This is a genomic window from Paenibacillus sp. FSL L8-0708 (assembly GCF_038009325.1).
GTDB lineage: Bacteria > Bacillota > Bacilli > Paenibacillales > Paenibacillaceae > Paenibacillus_AQ > Paenibacillus_AQ odorifer.
Genome location: NZ_JBBPBC010000001.1, coordinates 3,747,775 through 3,768,003 on the forward strand (window position 1 = coordinate 3,747,775; position 20,229 = coordinate 3,768,003).

General features: G+C 42.1%; 16 protein-coding genes and 1 pseudogene. 14 read left to right on the forward strand and 3 right to left on the reverse strand.

Going from position 1 to position 20,229, the window contains the following annotated elements; all coding sequences use genetic code 11:
• Positions 1 to 127: 127 nt before the first annotated feature.
• A complete protein-coding gene (gene spoVB / locus NYE58_RS17920) occupies positions 128 to 1,684 on the forward strand; it encodes a stage V sporulation protein B (protein ID WP_341002526.1) in 1,557 nt (518 codons plus the stop codon).
• Positions 1,685 to 2,918: 1,234 nt separating this feature from the next.
• Here spoVB and shc read toward each other — a convergent pair.
• Together shc and NYE58_RS17930 are read right to left on the reverse strand one after the other, a co-directional pair.
• The gene (gene shc / locus NYE58_RS17925; RefSeq protein ID WP_341002528.1) at positions 2,919 to 4,811 is read right to left on the reverse strand and encodes a squalene--hopene cyclase; all 1,893 of its coding nucleotides are present in this window, start codon (positions 4,809 to 4,811) and stop codon (positions 2,919 to 2,921) included.
• Positions 4,812 to 4,932: 121 nt separating this feature from the next.
• A complete protein-coding gene (locus NYE58_RS17930) occupies positions 4,933 to 5,379 on the reverse strand; it encodes an OsmC family protein (RefSeq protein ID WP_076125698.1) in 447 nt (148 codons plus the stop codon).
• A 192-nt stretch (positions 5,380 to 5,571) separates the two neighbouring features.
• Between NYE58_RS17930 and NYE58_RS17935 the strand changes: the two are divergent.
• From NYE58_RS17935 to NYE58_RS17985, 11 genes and pseudogenes are all read left to right on the forward strand, one after another.
• Positions 5,572 to 5,739 (forward strand): annotated as a pseudogene (locus NYE58_RS17935) (formylglycine-generating enzyme family protein); the annotation flags it as partial.
• A 115-nt stretch (positions 5,740 to 5,854) separates the two neighbouring features.
• On the forward strand, positions 5,855 to 6,184 hold the full coding sequence (locus tag NYE58_RS17940) for a hypothetical protein (protein WP_341002530.1): 330 nt from the start codon (positions 5,855 to 5,857) through the stop codon (positions 6,182 to 6,184).
• Between the two features lie 225 nt (positions 6,185 to 6,409).
• Positions 6,410 to 7,765, forward strand: coding sequence for an extracellular solute-binding protein (locus NYE58_RS17945; RefSeq protein WP_341002531.1), 1,356 nt, complete (start codon positions 6,410 to 6,412; stop codon positions 7,763 to 7,765).
• 57 nt (positions 7,766 to 7,822) lie between these two features.
• Complete coding sequence (locus NYE58_RS17950) at positions 7,823 to 8,722, forward strand: carbohydrate ABC transporter permease (protein WP_341002532.1); 900 nt, start codon at positions 7,823 to 7,825, stop codon at positions 8,720 to 8,722.
• Complete coding sequence (locus tag NYE58_RS17955; RefSeq protein WP_076125690.1) at positions 8,722 to 9,561, forward strand: carbohydrate ABC transporter permease; 840 nt, start codon at positions 8,722 to 8,724, stop codon at positions 9,559 to 9,561. Before NYE58_RS17950 ends, NYE58_RS17955 begins: the two co-directional genes overlap by 1 nt.
• 104 nt (positions 9,562 to 9,665) lie before the next feature.
• On the forward strand, positions 9,666 to 11,432 hold the full coding sequence (locus tag NYE58_RS17960) for a cache domain-containing sensor histidine kinase (RefSeq protein ID WP_076217565.1): 1,767 nt from the start codon (positions 9,666 to 9,668) through the stop codon (positions 11,430 to 11,432).
• On the forward strand, positions 11,422 to 13,026 hold the full coding sequence (locus NYE58_RS17965; RefSeq protein WP_341002534.1) for a response regulator: 1,605 nt from the start codon (positions 11,422 to 11,424) through the stop codon (positions 13,024 to 13,026). The genes NYE58_RS17960 and NYE58_RS17965 overlap by 11 nt, the downstream gene beginning before the upstream one ends.
• A gap of 201 nt (positions 13,027 to 13,227) precedes the next feature.
• Positions 13,228 to 13,620 (forward strand): hypothetical protein, encoded by a 393-nt coding sequence (locus tag NYE58_RS17970; protein ID WP_076125684.1) that lies wholly within the window; start codon positions 13,228 to 13,230, stop codon positions 13,618 to 13,620.
• Entirely contained in the window at positions 13,607 to 14,092 is a 486-nt protein-coding gene (locus NYE58_RS17975; RefSeq protein WP_076184571.1) for a nitroreductase family protein, read from the forward strand. The genes NYE58_RS17970 and NYE58_RS17975 overlap by 14 nt, the downstream gene beginning before the upstream one ends.
• A gap of 18 nt (positions 14,093 to 14,110) precedes the next feature.
• Entirely contained in the window at positions 14,111 to 15,850 is a 1,740-nt protein-coding gene (locus NYE58_RS17980; RefSeq protein WP_076276502.1) for an ABC transporter ATP-binding protein, read from the forward strand.
• Positions 15,837 to 17,702, forward strand: coding sequence for an ABC transporter ATP-binding protein (locus NYE58_RS17985; RefSeq protein ID WP_081387453.1), 1,866 nt, complete (start codon positions 15,837 to 15,839; stop codon positions 17,700 to 17,702). The genes NYE58_RS17980 and NYE58_RS17985 overlap by 14 nt, the downstream gene beginning before the upstream one ends.
• A gap of 318 nt (positions 17,703 to 18,020) precedes the next feature.
• Here the strand turns inward: NYE58_RS17985 and NYE58_RS17990 are convergent, their stop codons facing one another.
• Complete coding sequence (locus tag NYE58_RS17990; protein ID WP_076276503.1) at positions 18,021 to 18,566, reverse strand: TetR/AcrR family transcriptional regulator; 546 nt, start codon at positions 18,564 to 18,566, stop codon at positions 18,021 to 18,023.
• 168 nt (positions 18,567 to 18,734) lie between these two features.
• On the opposite strand from NYE58_RS17990, the gene NYE58_RS17995 reads away from it, so the two are divergent.
• Positions 18,735 to 19,481 carry an SDR family oxidoreductase gene (locus tag NYE58_RS17995; protein WP_076276504.1) on the forward strand — a complete coding sequence of 249 codons (747 nt, stop codon included), beginning with the start codon at positions 18,735 to 18,737 and terminating at the stop codon, positions 19,479 to 19,481.
• A gap of 12 nt (positions 19,482 to 19,493) precedes the next feature.
• A complete protein-coding gene (locus NYE58_RS18000) occupies positions 19,494 to 20,219 on the forward strand; it encodes a RibD family protein (protein ID WP_076276505.1) in 726 nt (241 codons plus the stop codon).
• The last annotated feature ends 10 nt before the right edge of the window (positions 20,220 to 20,229 follow it).

Sequence of the window (20,229 nt, forward strand, 5' to 3'; positions counted from 1 at the left end):
ACCGGCTAAGATGTGTTGGGCTTATCGCTGATTTAATACTTTACAAATACTTGTCTGCATGTACTTGTGTTTGTTCGAATAAGTTAGAAAGAAGGACAGGACAAACCATAGGTGGAGATGCGTATAAATGGGGATGCGTAAACAAAGTTTTATTCGTGGCACGTTCATATTAACCGTGTCGTCATTTTTCACAAAAGGGCTTGGTTTTTTGAACGGAGTCTTGCTGGCACGTTTTTTGGGAGCAGAGGGAGTAGGGCTGCTTATGATTGCTCATCCACTGCTTCCCTTATTTATTACGCTAACAGAGCTGGGGCTTCCTGTTGCGATTTCAAAGCTTGTATCGGAAGCTGAGGTTAAGCAGGATGAAGCGCGAGTAAAGCGTATTCTCACAGTATCCTTAAGCATTACGGGTACGTTGAGTATTATATTAACTTTAGTGGCTCTGTTTGGCTCCAAATGGATCGCATCGATTTTTTTGGCCGATCAGCGGGCGTATTATGCTATGGTTGCTATTACGCCGATCATTCCAATTATTGCGATGTCTGCTGTACTGAAAGGTTATTTTCGTGGAAAACAGAACATGAACCCACTTGCCTTTTCCGATATTATTGAGAATCTGGCGCAAATCATTGTCATTATCGGTGTTGTCAACGTTTTGTTGCCCTACGGTATTGCCTATGCGGCTGCTGGTGCAATGGCTGCCTCCGTTGTTGGGGAAGGTTTTGGTTTGCTCTATTTATTCGCTGTTTTCAAATGGGCAAATCGAGGTAAGATCAAAACCTTTTCACCACCTACGTCAAGAATTTCACTTAAAGGAGACAGTACGTTGAGAGATTTGCTGCGTATCGGCTTACCGATGACAGGCAGCGGTTTTATTCATTCGCTCTATCATGCCTTTCTACCACTGCTGATTACGAAAAGTCTAGTACTGTTTGGTGTAGGTCTTGAGATGGCGACCAAGCAATTCGGACTTCTGGCGGGTTATGCTCTTCCCATGTTGTTTCTCCCCAGCTTCTTCACACAATCGTTGTCGACTGCATTAATTCCGGCGATCAGCGAAGCAAGTGTGAGCAACAATAGCAAGCTTATGCATAATCGGATGGATATGGCTATGCGATCCGCGCTTATAGTAGGTTTCCCATGTACAATCATCCTGTACTTATGGGCTGTACCCTTAACAACCATGATCTATCATTCGCCAGAAGCGGGCGAGCTGTTAAAGTTAATAGCACCCTTATTTTTTCTTTATTATTTCGGAGCGCCACTGCAAGCAATTTTGCTTGGTTTGGGGAAAGCATCAACCGTTATGTGGAATCATATTCTTACGAATATTTTTGAAGTGATTGCGATCTTTGTTCTAGGTTCTAATATTGGAATCGAAGGGGTGGCCATGGGATTCGGACTGGGGCTCTTGCTGCTGACACTGTTGAATTTTTTATCTGTGGCAGGAACGATCGGGTTTTATTTTGACTTTCGTATTGTATTCAAGGTGGGAGCAGGAGGAATTGTCATGGCGCTTAGCGGGTTGGCGGCTCACGGAATTCTGGAGCGATTGGACCTGGGGCAGATTATTCAACTGTTCGGAGCGTTGCTTGTTTCGTTAATCACCTATGCAGCAACATTGCAGGTAACCCATGCGTGGGAAAGGGCACCGAAACCACCAACGATTACACCTGTTTCTTGAAAGAGGATATTTCGGTAGCATGCTCCAAAAAGTAAAATGAGTAATGCAACCCTCTGTGTACCCGTATGGGGGCGGATGAAAGTAACGGATGGGGAGCAGCGAGATGTTTAACTGTATTTTGTGCAGCTATAATCTTTCAAAACAGTTGTGTATTGAAAATAGCTGTATTTCTTACATCTATTCTCACGAGTTAAAGCCTATTAGATGATGTCTCTTGATTTTAATTGTATAGAATGCAGTTAAAGTCGGAGTTATTCCCTAGCAATATGGATTAAGTGTATAAAATGCAGTTATTTCATCAGATTGCGTTAAAATCTTGCGCTACAAATATACGGAGTGGGGATATCAGAAGTTACAGTCATAATTTGCTCAGGCAAAACGCCAGTGATCCAAAATATCAGGCAGCGATCCTTGATTATCGGAGATTGCGCCTGATTGACTATGTGTTAACTACGCTCAATTGACTCCATGCAAAAATGGAATCTATCTCATAAGTAATCTAAGTGATTTCTAAAGGGCTGCTCCAAATAGCAAATTGGATTGATTAGGTAACATTTTGCGCACACGTATTTGCTATCGGACACAGCTGAGCTTAAGAGCAGATTTAGCTTACATTTGGAATTTTAACGGACCCCATCGCAGTTATTACCATGAAAAACACCAAAAATGGCTCTCTTTTTAAGGAATAATTGCACTGGAGTCCGTAACCTAACTCAAAAGCCTAAAAACAAGCAAATAGCGTCTTCTGAGTCCGAAAAGCTCTAAGCTTGATCAAGACTGGGTGATTTAGAGGTAGGTGCAACGGATAAAAGCATTCGACCCCCGGTTCATAACAGCAAAGCAACAATTCTCCTATAACGGATGATCGCTGCTCTGCTGTTTTTTACTAAAAGAAATAGCAGGCGGTCTTTATGGAAAGAAAACATGTAGTTTAGTTTGAACAGATGAATACGTACTGGAGCAAGTTATTGGAGAGGGTAGGGTAGCTGATATACCAATCCCTATGGCATTGAATGAATGATTTGGTTGCATTACTGGGTCGCACCCGTTTACGGACCGACTGAAATGGAGATGTATACTATTAAGTAAGTACTGATAAGGAGAGTTTGTCAAAAAGGACGGCATAAGGTGCGATTCAAGCTTTTAGGAGACAATTAAAAAGTGGAGCAGGACAACGCTAGTTATTACCGAGTATTACCGAGTATTACTGAGTATTACTGAGTATTACCGAGTATTATCCTTGACCGTATTTTTTTCTGTAATGACTCAGTGTGAGTAGTGGCCAGATATAGTGATAACTATGATAATTGGAATAAAAATTACCGGGGAGACCAGCGCCAGTGGGATAAGAAGTTTTCCAATCCTCTTCATGAATAGACGTGATTAGTCTTTGAAGTCCTTTTTCCACCGCAGCTGTTGGCTCTGGCTGAACGGCGATAATCGCATCAAGTGCCCAGGCGGTTTGTGAAGGTGTGCTTTCTCCTAAAGGAACATATTGTAGTAGCCGGTCGCTGTGACAAGACTCCCCCCAACCGCCGTCCGAGTTCTGAATGCTTAGAAGCCACTTCACTCCTTTTTGCAATGTATCATGATATATAGGGAGCCCAACAGCCTGCAGGCCTGTTAATGATGCCCAAGTGCCATAAATATAACAAACACCCCATCTTCCATACCACGACCCATCCTTCTCCTGATGTTGAAGCAGCCATTTCGTACCCCGTTTAATGAACTCGTGTTGTGTGTTTAAACCAGCGAAGTTTCCGAGAAACTCCAAAGTTCGTCCGGTAAGATCTGCTTCCGAAGGATCAATGGCTGCAGATTTAGCACCATCGATAGCGAGCCATGTGAGCATTTCTTTATTGGTGTTTTTTTCGAATGCCGGCCAGCCGCCGTCGTTATTTTGCATCGATAGGACCCAATTCAGTCCGCGATTCCATGATTCCAGATATGAAGGGTGAATGGTTGATAAGCTTCGGATGGCTCGCAAGGCTGCCGTTGTATCATCTACGTCCGGATTGATTGTATTAGACTCAGAGAATCCCCATCCACCGGGAACTATATCCGGATTATGGATGCTCCAATCAGCAGGTTTATGATGCTGTTTATCCAGAAGATAAGAAGCAGCGTGTTTTATTCCTTTGTGATTAACCGGAATTTGAGCCTCTTGCAAAGCATAGGAGATTAACGCTGTATCCCATATTGTAGATGGAGAGTTTTGAATTGTAGTATTATGATTTGATTGGCATTGCAGTGCGGTGAGACCTCGAATGGCCTGTGTAATTATCGGATGCTGCTGATCATAATCGAGAGCAAGCAGGGCAAAAACCATAAGAATTGTACTGCTGGCATAGCTGTAAAAGGTACCGTCGGATTCGATTCGCTGGAGCATATATTGCTCCGCTTTGTTTTTGGCAGCTTCATGTATGTAGTGTGGACTCCCGAGTAATCTGCTCAAACCCATTTGAATAACATCCTGCATCTCCTGATATCCACGGGTAGGCGATTCATCTGTATCCAATCGTGTCTCCATAAGATCTGACAGATCAGGAGCATGGGTTGTAGTGATCGAAAATCGCCGATCGGCCATAATGAGCATAGGAGTGAGGTGTACTCTAGAGTAGCCAGAGAATTCGAAATAGTTAATTGGGAAGTAAGAGGGAAACAAAAGCACCTCCAGTGGAATCGAAGAAATTGCTAAAGGCCACTTGCTTTGACCCGTTGCGGCGAGAATGACTCTAGTTAAGATACTTGTGACCTTGCCTAAACCACCTTTAGACAGTATATAACGTTTAGCCCGCAGTATTGGCTCGTCTGTTATCTTACTGTATCCAGAATAGAGCAGGGCATAATAAGCTTCGACTGATGTGGATAAGTTCCCAGCTTCTTCGTCCTTATATAACTGCCAGCAACCCTCTCGCTGTTGTGCATCAAGAATGCGATCATGTAGCTGCCGAATGAGCGTTTCATTCTGCAGGTTCAACACCCTAAAGAGAATGATCATATAAGCATCGATCACAATCCCGTTCTCAAAACAAAAATGCCATGAGCCGTCATCCTTCTGCTGTTGTAGCAAGAACGTTGACAAACGTTCGATTTCTTCATCTACTTTACTTAGTATATCCGTCATTTTTTGGGTTCCTCCGAAGGCATCATTTTTAACATTATATGAAGTCGGAGAACAGGACATGAAAAAGAGCTGCTTAGTCGCTTTTACGCAACTTTGCAGCTCTTTTAGCATTATTAAAAGGTTAATTTTCAATCACAATACGATTTAGCTTGAGATTAACCGGAGCAGCAATGGTGTCACCTACAGGGCATTTGCTCTCCAGAAATTGTACGAACTGTTCGACCTTCTCAGCAGGGGATGGAGTCTTTATGTAGAATGTATACCGAATATCGGAATAGCCAGGACGTACTTCAGAGCGGTTGAAGAATCCGTCGAGATCCAAGTCACCTTCCACATCTACTCTGAAATCTTCAAGCTCCACCTCAAATTTAGAGGCGTAGACCCGAGCTACAATGGATTGGCAGGCACCCAAAGAAGCGAGCAAAGCTTCAACAGGATTCATTCCTGTATCCGTGCCCCCTAGACTTGTCGGTTCATCGATGACCAGCTCGAATTGTCTTGCGTTAGTAACGACCTTTACGCCGTCTTGCAAATGAGCAGTTGCTTTGAAAGTTTGAACATTTGGCATGTGTTTACACTCCTTCTTGTGGACAAACTAAGGATGATTTAATGTTTCTTATTTTTTTTGTAATTCATAGTATGTTTCTAGGAATTGTATAGATTATAGTTCTATTCTGTATACCCGTCAATACATGATTAAAATTATAGTTAGGAGGCAGCTAGAGTGTCGACCGAAATTGAGGGCTATTTGGACTATCCTATGGTTGCAATTCCAGGGGGAGAAATAGAATTAAGAGACGATCGGATAAAGCGTAGATGGAAAGCACAATTCAAACCGTTTCTTCTTGCACCCTATCCTGTAACTATGGATCTATCCAATGCTATAATTAATAACTCATCTCAGGGAGATCTAAAGCCGGTTGTGAATATATAGTGAAGATGGTATACACATTACTTGGGATAAGGAGTCAGACGGCTTCCATCTTGCCCGGTCTTATTAATGGGTTATGGATTTGTAAGTGGAATTAGAGGAGGGAATAATTATGTGCGAAGGACACATAGATAAGCACGGTTATAACGAGCATCGAGAATACGGAGAGCATGGAGAAATGAATATAAATGGAGTCAAGGAGGGTTCGGAGCATCCTCACAAAAGCGCTCAGACCTTTCGTCGTGCTAGGGCTATCGCATTTTTGGACAAGCTAATGATTAATCGTTCGGCGTTGCAGCAGCAGCTAAAAGAGTCAGAGATTGAATCGGCAAAACAAGTCATTAGTGGTGAACTAAAAGCTACGGAAGCGATCATCGATGAGTTCATACATATGTTTCAGATTCATGAGATAACTTCTGATAATAGAGAAGAGAGGAGATAGAACCTAAGCCACTCAGCTATATAGAGGTGTTCATTCCCTAAGTTTTGATATGAATGAAAAAAAGACTTCTGAAGAAATCAGAGGTCTTCTTTATGTGTAGCTAATAAAGAAAAATGTCTAATGTAAAGAGAATACATCATTAAGTAAAACGCTTTCATGTTCACTCGATAAATTGATTTATATAATTAGTCCTGTAAGCAATATAAAAATGGGGGGCGAAAAAGAATGAAAAAAGTCAACAAAAAAAGGATTAACCTAACTCTAACAGTGTTGATGGCTATGTCCATGCTTATCACTGCTTGTGGTGGGAACAACGGGAATAACGTGAATTCTGAGGCTAATGCAAACGCAGGCAAAACGGAAAAAAAACCTGCGGCGGAAGAGAAGCTCAAGATTACTATGTGGTCCCAATTCGCGGATCCAAATTCTAAAGACGGCGGGTTTGTTGGTTTTTATAAAGCACTTGAAGCAACCCAGGCTAAATTTCCTAATGTTGAAATCGAGCATGTGGGTGTTGGGGGCGAATCTTATAAAACAAAAGTGAAAGCGGCTTCAGCCGCCAATGAGCTGCCCGACATTTTTTACACCTGGGGTGGCGGATTCTCTGAGCCATTTATAGCGGGGAACCGGATTTTGTCCATTGATGATCTCGCAAAAGATGGAACGCTGGACCAAATTGTACCAGGTACGACAGATAATTTCATCTTCGACAGCAAGCTTTACGGTCTGCCGATCAATATAGCTACTGCTCAAATGTACGTCAATAAAGAACTATTTGAGCAAGCAGGAGCGAAAATTCCGGAAACATGGGATGAGCTTGTTGCTGCGATTGAAGCACTAAAAGCAAAAGGCATTCAGCCGATTGCACTTGGGGCTAAAGACAGATGGCCGGCAATGCAATGGAACGCGATTCTAGCCATCCGGATGGCAGGCGTGGATGCTGTAAATGCCGCTTTAACGAAAACAGGATCATTCGCCACAGCTGAATTCACAGAAGCTGCTGCGAAATACAAACAATTGATTGATGCGGACTCCTTCGGCAAACATTTTGTTGGAACTTCTTATGATGACGCGACAAATATGTTCCTATCAGGCAAAGCAGCTATGATGTTCATGGGCGCTTGGGTCAACGGACAGATTGAAGATGATAACTCTCTGGTCAAAGGTAAAGTGGTACCGATTAAATTTCCAACCATTCCAGGGGGGAAAGGAAATGCTGACGAGTGGTTCGGAGGTTCGGGTGAAACATTCGTGCTCAATGCCGATCTGAAAAACAAGGAAAGAATATGGGAAGTATACAAGTTCTTTATTGAGACCATGTCTAAAGAAGTATTTCTGGCTGGTTCAGGCTCCTCAGCATGGAAAGTTGATGTAGGTGACACTTCTCAAATGAATCCACTGGCTCTGCAAATTGGTGAATTGTCCTCATCAGCAACTGGTTTCTCCTACTGGTGGGATCAAATGCTGAATGGTAATGACACTGAATCTATGTTCGGTTCGCTGATGAAATTCGTCGCCGGAAAAACAACACCTGAAGACTACACGAAAGAACTACAGAGCAAGGTTAATCAAGGACAATAATCTGCGTCAGGCGGCGAGAATTGTTCGCCGCCTGATCGATTTAAGGTGGAGTGAAGCATGCATCAAGTATTCGGAAACAAAAAGGCTATCGCCGTATTTGTTGTTCCTGCTTTGATTTTATACATTCTTGTTGGTTTTTTCCCGATCCTTCAGTCTATGTATTACAGTCTGCTGGACTGGGATGGGATACAACCGGCTAAATTTATTGGTTTAGCTTCTTATAAGGATTTATTTTTTGCAGATACGTACGGCATGGATTTTAATCATTCGATACTTAATACGTTGTATCTGGCAGTTCTTTCTGTTTTCATGCAACTTCCGATAGCTCTGGTGCTCGCACTGGTTCTTGCCAGAGGGGTGTGGGGTGAAAAGCTGTATCGTACTTTGTATTTCATTCCAGTCTTGGTATCCTCCTCTGTCATCGGGGTTATGTTTCTGAAAATCTATCAGCCTGAATATGGCTTGCTGAATACGATACTCAATCAACTAGGCTTGTCCTCCTGGACACATGATTGGTTAACGGAAAGCGGAACTGCACTAATGAGTGTTATGATTCCAATCGTTTGGCAATATATCGGCTACCATATGCTTCTAATGTACGCTGCCATCAAAGGGATTCCTGAAGATTTGTACGAGGCTGCAAAAATTGACGGAGCATCAAGTATAAGAACCGCCTTCTCTATCACTATTCCACTTATTTCACCGATCCTGAAGGTATGCGTCATATTTGCTGTTTTGGGATCATTGAAGTTTTTCGATTTAGTCTTCATTATGACCAATGGCTACCCTACACCGGAAACTAGTGTTCCAAGTACATTGATGTATTCGTCGATTTTTAATCGCAATATGTATGGGTACGGCAGCGCGATGGCCGTGTTTATGGTTGTGGAATGTCTCTTTTTCTACTTAGTTCTACAAAAACTGATCAGAACCTACGATGATAAGGAGGAGAGCTAATGACAACAACACATAACCGCCGCTGGCCAAAGGTTGTTTTGCAGATTGCGTTTCTAATCTTCGCAGTTATTCAACTGTATCCGCTCGTGTGGCTTGTATTTTCCTCCTTTAAAACAAACATAGAAATTACAGGCTCAAATGTGATGGGCTTGCCTAATGAGTGGCGGTGGGCGAACTACGACTACGCACTTTTTAAGGCGAATATCGCACGTAACTTTTTGAACAGCCTTATGTATACAACGGTAACTGTCATTATTTCTGCTCTGTTATCGGCAATGGTTTCTTTTGCTGTCGCAAGAATGAAGTGGAAGCTTAATAATGTGGTGCTTACTTTCTTCATGCTGGGATTGATGATCCCCGTTCATGCTACGCTGCTACCTGTCTTTCAGATGTTAAAAATGACAAGCTTGCTGAATACGCCTTGGGCCTTAATCATTCCTTATACCGTTAGTGCACTTCCTACTACAATCTTTATCATGATTGGTTTCTTTAGAGCGCTGCCAGGGGAGTTGGAAGAAGCCAGCGTTGTAGACGGCTGCAATATTTATCAGGTTTTTTTCCGTATTATGCTTCCGCTTGTAAAGCCGGCTATCGTAACCACTTCCATCTTTACTTTTTTATCCGCTTGGAACGAACTGATGTTTGCCAATACATTCATTAATGATCCTGACTTAGCAACAATTACCGTCGCCATCAATTCGTTTAAAAGTGCCTATGCCACAGAATTTGGACCTATGTTCGCAGGAATGGTTGTGGCTACACTACCCATGATCATTATCTACTTGTTCCTAAGTAATCAAGTCCAAAAAAGCATTATTGCCGGGGCAGTTAAGGGTTAAAGCAATGGGATAGGAATCTTTCGAAAAATGCTATACTAGTGTCGTATTGAAGAAGCTATAAATAAAAGTCCGTATTCGCTTAATTGTCGGTCAGGAGGTTACCGGTGAGGTTTGCACGTATCCGATCACAAATCGTTTTTTACTACTTGGCCTTATTAGTGGTTTCCATGATTGCAAGCGGTATTATGTACCAACGAATCAATGAGAAATTCACCGAGGAAAAGGTAGGTGAGGTATCGCTTCAAACCTTGAACGCCATGAATTCCGGAATCGAATCACTTCTTGACAGCACGAATAATTATTCCAAGATGATCGTGTCGAACAATACGGTTCAGGAAATTTTGGGCAGTGATCTGGCGGGTAACGACATCGGAATTTTAACTTACAAGCTAGAGGTTGCTCTGTCAGATTTTATGCTCGCAGAGCCCTCTATCTCTTCTGTCTATCTATTCGATAATGCAGGACGTAAGTTTGCGATTGATTTGCAGTCTGCAAAACCGATCAGAACGGATGGGATCGAGTCAGCGGAATGGTACTCCGAGGCGGTCGCCTTAGACGGAAAAGCAATTTGGAGGAAAAATGCCGGAGGTATCTTCAATTTTGAGACGAAGGAACCCCAGCAGGATCCACAATATATTTCTCTGATTCGCATCGTAAACGACATGAACACTTCTAAGAAAATAGGAGTATTAGTCGTGAACATTACAGTTCAGGAGCTAAAAAAAAGCTATGAACGTTCGATCAACGATAATAAACCTGATTTAATGATCGAAACTGGATATGAGACACTCCTTGATTTTACACGGCCTGAATTATCGACTTATACAAACTCTTCTATGCTTGATGTGCCGCTCGGCAGTAGCAAAATCGTAAAGATCAAAGATCATAATTATCTGATCTCTTCTCTGGTTTCAATGGATCGTGGTTGGAGGTTTACTAGTGCTCAGCCTCTTGGGGAATGGGAAAGCCCTTATCGTCAATTTAATCTGATGCTGTTAATGATTATGTTGTTTAATTTCATTTCTATATTTTTAGGCTCCGTCTGGATTTCTAGATTCATTACTACACCTATTTTACATATGCTGCGATCCATGAAAAAAGTGGAGATTGGAGATTTCAGTTTGGTTCGGTACGAGGCGAGAACGGATGAGCTGAACCAGTTGAAAGATAGGTATAACAATATGATTATGACCATTGAGCAAGCGCTGAAGCGGGAGAAAGAAGAACAGAAATTGATTCGGAAACTCGAATTGGATATTTTGCAGCAGCAAATTAAACCGCATTTTTTATATAACACGTTAGAATCAGCTGGCTATTTAACTTTGTCAGGAAATAATAATGAGGCGTACCAGATTATTTCTGAGCTTGCAGCCTTCTATCGTCAGAGTCTTAGTAAGGGCAGTGATGTAGTAACGTTAAGAGAAGAAGTAGAGATCACTAAAAGTTATTTGAGTATACAAAATATTCGCTATCCAGAAATTTTCATCAGTGAAATTGAGGTGCCGGAAGAAGCTGAGTATGTTCGGATACCCAAATTGACGCTTCAGCCGCTTGTAGAAAATGCGCTTTATCATGGTATTCGCCCTTTAGGGGAGTGTGGTAAGATTCGCATCCTTGCCCGAATTCAGGGGAATCGACTGAAGCTAGTCGTGGAAGATGATGGTGTGGGGATGAATGAAGACAAACGTCGGGAAATGCAAGCTGAGCCCTATGGGCAAAATGAGTCCAGTTTTGGGTTGCGCGGTACTTTGATGCGTTTGAAGCTGTACTATGGGGCGGACATGAATTGTAGTTTGGTCAGTGCACCGGGAGAAGGAACTCGGATTGAATTGGAACTACCGCTTGAGGAGGGGAATAGTCATGGAGCTTGAACTGCTCAGAGCCATTATTGTGGATGATGAAATTAATGCGAGAAAAATTGTTCCCATCATTATAGATTGGCAAGCGGTTGGTTACAGATTCGTAGGTGAGGCCTCGAATGGAAGCGAAGCGTTAGATCTGATCGAAACCATGAAACCGGATGTAGTATTTACAGATATCAGTATGCCTTTTATGGATGGACTGGAATTAAGCCGGTTGATAAAAGAAAGGTATCCGCTAGTCAAAATTGTGATCATCACTGCACATCCCGAATTCGAATATGCAAAAAGAAGCCTGGACATTGGAGTACAAAATTTTATCTTGAAGCCGCTCCAAGCCGAGGAGATACGAAGAGTTGCGGTAGATCTTCATGGGAAAATCCGGGAAGAGACAGAGCGGTGGAACGAATATCAGGAGCTGAACCGACAGTTAAAAGAACACGCCGTTCAACTAAAAGAAAAATTTCTAAATGATTTGCTATCAGGCCTCTGGGACCCCGATCAGCTGGATAGCCGATTCCATTACTTTTTTCCTGAATCAGCGAACAGCTTGTTTTCAATCATGCTTATTGAACTTCAAATTCCTTTAGAAGAAGGGGAGGAACAACGAATCCTGCAGTCTTTGCGTTGTAAGAGGTTTATTGATTACGCGCTTGAAGAGTATGAGGGAATCGAAGTTTTTTTTGATAACAGTCAACGGATTGTCCTTCTTAATAGAAAAGATAATCAGAATCTTACGAAGATTGGAGAGTGGCTGGCCCAATCGCTCCATGAAAAGCTTGGATGTAAAGCTTGCATTGGCGTAGGTAGTACCTGTACAGATTTCAATAGGATCAAAGAATCCTATAAAGAGGCGCTGGAGGCAGTTAGATATGGTAAGTTAAAGGGCAGTAACGCTATCTATTTTTTTAATGATGAAATTCATTTCGGGGGCCGATCCTGGGAAGTTAAGACGATTGAAATTGAGGAAATTTTGTTTTTTGTAAAAGCTGGTGTCTTAGACAAGGCTGTGCAATCCATTGAGAAAATGTTTCAGGATTTGGAGAAGTCCGAGGCTTTTTCTGTGGAACGAGCTAGGCTGGTTTCCGCCCAATTTGTCTCCACATTAATCAATTCACTCGCTGAAATGGGAGTTATACTAGATAATAATCTTTCTTTCGATATTTCGCCATATAAAAGGATTTTTGAGCTCGATAGCCTGCCAGACATGCAACAGACATTACTTGAACTCACAGAGAAGGTAACCTCTCAAGTAATCCAGGCACGAAGCAAAAAAACTAATAATATTATCCATGAAGTTAAAGATTTTATTCAACAGGAGATGCACATTCCGGAGATGTCTTTATCCTATGTATCGAATAAATTCCACATGAATTCCAGTTACTTTAGCCGGATCTTTAAGCAGGACACAGGGATTAGCTTTACGGATTATCTTCTCAAGTGCAGAATGGAAAAAGCGGTGAAGCTTCTGAATGAAACGGATTGGAAAGCTTATCAAATTGCTGAAAAGGTCGGCATTAAAGATCCATTTTACTTCAGTAACTGTTTTAAAAAAGTAATGGGAGTATCCGTTCAGGAGTATAAGAAAAATAGCTTTTCCCTATAAATCACTCCGTTGAATTTGATAATTTTTCTCTTTAAGCCCGCACTTTATGCGGGTTTTTTATTGTTTTTTTAGATATAAAGTAAGCAATAATGATGTTACAAAATGGAAAAATGATCTTGACAGAAATGGTTTCTATCGTATACATTTGTATACATGAAGAGCACGTATACAAATGTATACACCGCAAAAGGAGGAAATAAAATGCGTGAAGGACATGTCGGCAAACGTGGCGGTCATAGGGAACATGGAGAGCACAGAGATCGTGAGGGACGTGGCGAACACAGAGATCGTGGCTTTATGAAACATGGGATGACGGAATCAATGGATCCACATCCTAAAAGTGCTCAAACTTTTCGCCGTGGCAGAGCCATCGCTTTTTTAGATAAGCTTATGGTTAACCGGGCTACATTACAGCGGCAGTTAAATCAGCCTGAGCTTGAATCGATTAAACAAGTGGTTAGCGGTGAATTAAAAGCAACGGAAGCGATCATTGAAGAGTTTAAACAAATCTTTCAGATTCATGAGATCGCTCCAGAAGATACAACATCAAAAGTTAATAAAGAGGAGAGTAAAGAAAAAGATGAAAATAACTGAGCTTATTAAAACCCGTAGAAGTACAAAACAATTCAAACAGACTCCAATTCGTGAAGAGGAGTTACATTCATGGCTGGAGGCTGCAAGTTACGCTCCTAATCATCGTATGACCGAACCTTGGGAGCTTCTTTTCATCGGACCCAATACTAGAGCGAAATTAAAGCATAAGACGGATTTTGGCAACGCACCTGTTGTTTTTGCAGTTCTGTCTAAGCCTGCCGCAACTGCGTTTGAACGCGATGAGAATGTTATGGCTGCTGCTTGTTTCGTACAAAATTTCTTATTAGCTGCACATGAAGCAGGTGTAGGTACGTATTGGGCTTCGCTGGGGGCTTTGCCTCATAATCGTGAGATTCTTAGTGTTCAAGAAAATTACGATGTTATTGGGATATTTGGAATGGGGTATCCGGAGGAAGTGCCGAATGCGAAACCCAGAACACCGATTAGTTCTAAAATCACGTATTTATCTTAAACAATTGAAGGTGGCGGAATGTGGAAGCTTAAGCATTATTTGAGGCCATATTGGGTGTGGTGTGTGTTGGCACCATTGCTGATGCTGGTCGAAGTGACTATGGATTTACTGCAGCCCACGCTCATGGCAAGCATTGTGGATAAGGGTGTCATGACAAAAGATTTGTCTCATATTTTCTCGACCGGACTGATCATGCTTGGTGTAGCGTTTATCGGTCTAATTGGTGGGGTGGGCTGCACTATTTTTTCGAGTATTGCTTCTCAAAACTTCGGAAATGATTTGCGGATTAGCTTGTTTGAACATATTCAGAAATTTTCTAATAAGAACCTGGATCAATTGAAGACGGGCTCACTGATTACACGATTAACAAATGATGTGGTACAGCTGCAAACCTTTGTGCAAATGATTTTGCGGAGTATTCGATCTCCCTTGCTATTAGTCGGAAGCTTGGTGATGGCGATCCGGATTAGTCCTATGCTGACCCTCATCCTAGCCGTTGCCGTGCCACTCTTGAGTTTAATTTTGTATGGGTTAATCCGACTTTCTTTTCCTTTATTTCAGAAAATGCAGGTCAAATTAGACGGTGTGAACACAGTGTTGCAGGAAAATTTATCAGGCATTCGTGTAGTCAAAGCATTCGTCCGCGCTAACCATGAACAGAAACGCTTTAATACAGCTAACAAGGATTATACAGAAATTGCGATAAAAGCGGTACGGTTAATGTCATTAAATATGCCGCTAATGATGCTTGTACTAAATGCCAGTATTGTTGCTGTACTATGGTTTGGGGGAGTGCAAAGCTGGAACGGTGGGCTGCCAGTTGGTCAGCTGATCGCTTTTATTAACTATATAACCCAATTGTTGATGTCAATGCTGATGTTAAGCAATATGTTGACCTTCTTCTCACGAGCCAAGGTTTCTGCCGATCGGGAGAATGAAGTATTTTCCACCATTAGTGAGATTACAGAAGTTGCCAACGCTAAAAAAGATGCCATACACAACGGTCGGATCGTATTTGACAATGTATCTTTTGCTTATGATCCTACGGATGAAAATCTAGTGTTAGACGATATTAATTTCACTGCGGAGCCAGGAGAAACAGTGGCCATTCTTGGTGCCACCGGTACTGGTAAATCATCATTGGTCAGCCTCATTCCCCGGTTTTACGAAGTGTCCTCTGGATCCATTACAATTGATGGCTCCGACACTCGTATGATTGTCCTTGAAGATTTGCGTAGCAGAATCGGATATGTTATGCAGCAGGCTATTCTGTTCAGCGGTACTATCCGCGATAATATCCGATACGGCAGACCGGATGCCACAGATGAGGAAGTGAAAGAAGCAGCAATAGCCGCTGAAGCTCACAATTTCATTTTAGAACTTCCACAGGGTTACGATACAGAGCTCGGCCAGCGTGGCATTAACCTGTCCGGTGGGCAAAAGCAGCGGCTTTCGATTGCACGGGCACTTTTAATTCAGCCAACAATCCTCATTATGGATGACAGCACTAGTGCGCTCGATGCAGCGACAGAGTCACGAATCCGGCAGATGTTAAAAACACGGCTGCGCAGCAGCACGAATATTTTGATAGCTCAGCGTGTCACCTCTGTAATTGATGCTGATCGTATTCTGGTATTAGAAAACGGCCGAATTGCTGTACAAGGTACACATGATGGACTTATGAACAGCAGTGAAATATACAGAGATATCTGGAGATCACAGATGAAGGGAGAGGAGGTGCCTTATGTCAAAGCTTAATAATGGCATGAACACCACTCCTTTTAATCGATCAGGCGGATTCGGACCTGGATCTGGATCTGGACCGGGATCTGGCCCCGGACGGGGCGGAGCTGTGCCAATCGTACGTGCTAAGAATCAAGCGGGAACACTCAAACGCATCTGGATGTATTTGAACCGCCAGCGGTTCGGGTTAATCATTGTGTATGTATTTACTGTGTTAAATGCAATTCTTTCGTTGATTGGGCCTTATCTAATCGGTAAAGCGATTGATACTGCGGTAATTCCTCACGATTATCAGGGTCTTATTCGTTTTTGTCTACTCCTAATAGGTATTTATGGGCTAAGCAGTGTGGTTGCTTGGGTGCAAGCCTATGTTATGACATCCGTCTCACAGAATACCGTGTTTGAGCTGCGTCGTGATCTGTTCAGCAAATATCAACAGCTACCGATTAAGTTTTTTGACACGCAAGCTAACGGAGAACTAATGAGCCGGGCAACCAACGACATAGAGAGCGTATCCAGTACACTTAATCAGAGTGTGACCCAGTTATTAAACAGTTTGATCACCCTAAGCGGTTCACTAGTGATCATGTTAATGATGAACGTTCCGTTGACCGTAGTTTCACTGATAACGATCCCTCTTGTGTTATTGTCCAGCCGTAAAATCATAGGTTTAAGTCGAACTTATTTTAAAAATCAGCAACGCCATCTAGGTGAGTTGGGTGGATTTATCGAAGAAACCATCAGCGGACAAAAAGTAGTCAAACAATACAGCAGGGAAGAGACAGAAGTGAAACGGTTCCGCAAAATCAGTGGAGAGTTGAATAAAGTCGGCATTAAAGCACAAATTGTTTCCGGATTAGTGGGACCGGTCATGAACATGATTAATAACCTTGGATTTGCGATCATTGCCGGGGTGGGTGGCTGGATGGCTTTTCATAACATGGCTACGGTTGGCGTAATCGTTAGCTTCCTTACGTATTCCAAACAGTTCGGACGACCGATCTCCGATCTTGCTAACCAGTACAATCTAATTCAGTCGGCAATTGCTGGTGCGGAGCGTGTGTTTGAAGTTATGGATATGCCATCCGAATACGGTGACGGTGATGAACAAAGTGACGATCTGCCAAGGTTAAAAGGGAATGTTATTTTCAAAGACGTTTCATTTGCTTACAAGCCGGATTCACCGATTCTGAGCGGGGTTACGTTTGAAGCAAAACCCGGAGAGAAAATTGCGCTTGTTGGCCCAACGGGAGCTGGAAAAACGACCATTGTCAACTTGCTGATCAGATTCTATGATTTGAGCGGCGGCTCCATATTCATTGATGGCCGCGATATTGGAGAGCTGGATAAAAATGCACTTCGTAGTCAATTGGGAATGGTATTGCAAGACGCGCATGTATTCTCGGGAACGATTCGGGAAAATATTCGCTTTGGCCGTCTTGATGCGACTGACCAAGCGGTAGAGGAAGCGGCAAGATTGGCCAATGCAGACGCCTTTATCAATAGACTGCCGCATGGATATGAGACTATTCTCCATGCGGAAGGCAGTAATTTGAGCCACGGCCAGCGTCAGCTTTTAACGATTGCCCGCGCCATTCTAGCTGATCCAGCTATTTTGATCCTAGATGAGGCAACCAGCAGTGTGGATACGCGTACGGAAATGCATATTCAACAGGCGATGGAAAAGCTAATGAAGGGACGAACAAGCTTTGTGATCGCCCATAGGCTTAGTACCATCCAGGATGCTGATCGTATACTCGTTATTCAGGGTGGCGGAATTGCCGAGCAAGGCAGTCATAAAGAGCTTCTTGCGCTGCAAGGCGTTTATTACGAGCTGTACAATACCCAGTTCAAACGAGCGATTTAAAAGAATCTTTACTTGAACTGATAACATTTGTAAGTAGATGCTTTTATCGGACTCCTCTGACCTTAAAGGCAAGATTTTCTGATTTTCAGAAGATTAAAGGACCCCACTGCAGCTATTGGCATGAAAAACACAAAATATAAGTCACTTTCTAAGGAATAACGTCCTTGAGGTCCGAAGCCCTGTTTCAAGAGCTGAAAACTACCAAATAACGTCATCTGGGTCCGAAGTCCTTAAAAAGATGTGTAATCTATTGCCGTAATTAATGCCCGATAAAAAAAAGCGGCGATTCTCCTATAATAGGTGAATCGCCGCTTTTTTTTATAAATTCCTCTCTAATAACGTTCCGAGTTGTTCAGCCAAGACTTGATAGGTCACAGGTCTTTCATTCTTGAACCACCATTCCACTACCCCTGCATAAGCCGATGCAACAAAACTAATAATAACCTCTTCATGTAACCCTTCGTTTATGCCTTCGGTGGTAGTTACTTCATGTCTAAACTCATCGAGAAGAAAGCTTAAGAAACGATTTCGGAAATAAGGAGCACCTTTACTCGCTAGCATCATAGAGAAGAAAGAATAATTTTTATCGAAGTATTCCGTCCAGGTCAACGTTGCCTCGATAAAATCCAATTCAGACGCCGATTCACAAAGTGTTCTTAGGACCTCTATATGTTCTTCGATAAGTTTATCTAACAAATCATATTTATCCAGATAATGAAGGTAGATCGTTCCCCGGCTTACATTTGCTGTGTCGGAGAGATCCTGTATGGTAATGTCGTCAAAATTTTTCTCAGACATTAGTTCAATAACAGCTTTTTTAAGCGCATCTTGAGTTTTGAGTATTCTTCTATCCACTTTAGACATTCGTGGTTCACCTAACTTTCAGAAAATACTGAACACATTCATAGGATCTGTTCAGTATTGAACAAAACAGAATCATCGTACAATTGAATGTATTTTGTAACTGTTTATAATAATAGACTATAGTCCATTAATGAATCAATATTCAATATCGAAAGGATGTTTATTCGCATGTCTAATATCCAAGATAAAGTCGTAATTATTACAGGTGCTTCTAGTGGGATTGGGGAAGCCGCTGCTAAAGAACTAGCCTCTAAAGGAGCTAAGCTTGTCCTAGGCGCACGTCGTGAGGAACGTCTACAAAAGCTACAAGGAGAAATTGAACAAAGTGGTAGAACGGCCATCTACAAAGTAACAGACGTGACTTCCCAAACACAGATGGAAGAACTGGCTGCTTATGCACTTAAAAAGTTTGGCAAAATTGATGTATTAGTTAATAATGCGGGAATCATGCCACAAGCCTTTCTTTTTAAGAAAAAGGTGGATGAATGGGATCAAATGATTGACGTAAATATCAAAGGGGTTTTATATGCGATTGCAGCTGTTCTCCCCTCAATGAGAGAGCAAAAATCAGGTCATATTATTAATCTGTCATCGGTTGCTGGTCATAACATTTACCCAGGGGGTACAGTATATTGTGGCACCAAACATGCGGTTAGAGCAATTTCTGAAGGGCTTCGTCAAGAAGAAGCGATGAGTGGAACCAATATTCGTGTCACCAATGTTTCTCCAGGTGCCGTCAGCAGCGAATTGTTAACTACTACCTCAGATGCAGAGTCAAAAGCTGGCTTGGATGAATTTTACAAAGTGGCTATTGATGCAGACAGCATTGCACGTGCGATCACATTTGCCATTGAGCAACCGTCAGATGTAGCTATCAATGAAATGATTATTCGTCCAACTGTTCAAGTTGGTTAAAAGGGGATCATTATGGACAGACCCTATATTATTTGCCATATGCTTACCTCATTGGATGGTAAAATCATCGGAGATTATTTGGATGAAGAACGGACTGCCTATTTTATTGATGAGTACGAAAATATTCATGATCGGTATGGATGTAAAGCTTGGATATGTGGCAGGATTACCATGGAGGAGAATTTTACATTAGGCAATAAACTAGAATTAGAGCAGAGTAACCTTTCAAGCATTCCAAGAACAGACTATATCGTTCAAAAAGATGCCTCAACATATGCAGTAGCTGTAGATCCCACTGGAAAATTAGGCTGGACCAAAAACTACATTTCAGAAGGAAGTCACAATAGAACAGAGGATCATATCATTGAAGTGCTTACAGAACAGGTATCTGATGCTTATCTAGCTTATCTGAAAAATCTAGGAATCTCATATATATTTGGTGGAAAAGAACGATTGAATTTTTCTGTAGTCGTGGGAAAGCTGAAACAATTATTCTCAATCGATAAATTGATGCTGGAGGGTGGGGGCATTTTAAACGGGTCTTTCCTGAATGAAGATTTAATTGATGAGTTGAACCTGGTTATAGTTCCCATCGCAGATGGTGCCGCTAATTCTGTGACCTTATTTGAAATGGATGCATCTATGAAACAACAGCCCCCAGCAAATTTTAGCTTGAAGAGTGTAGAAAAACTTGCGGATGATGGGCTATGGTTGAAGTATGTAACACGGCGTGATTAAATCTATGTTT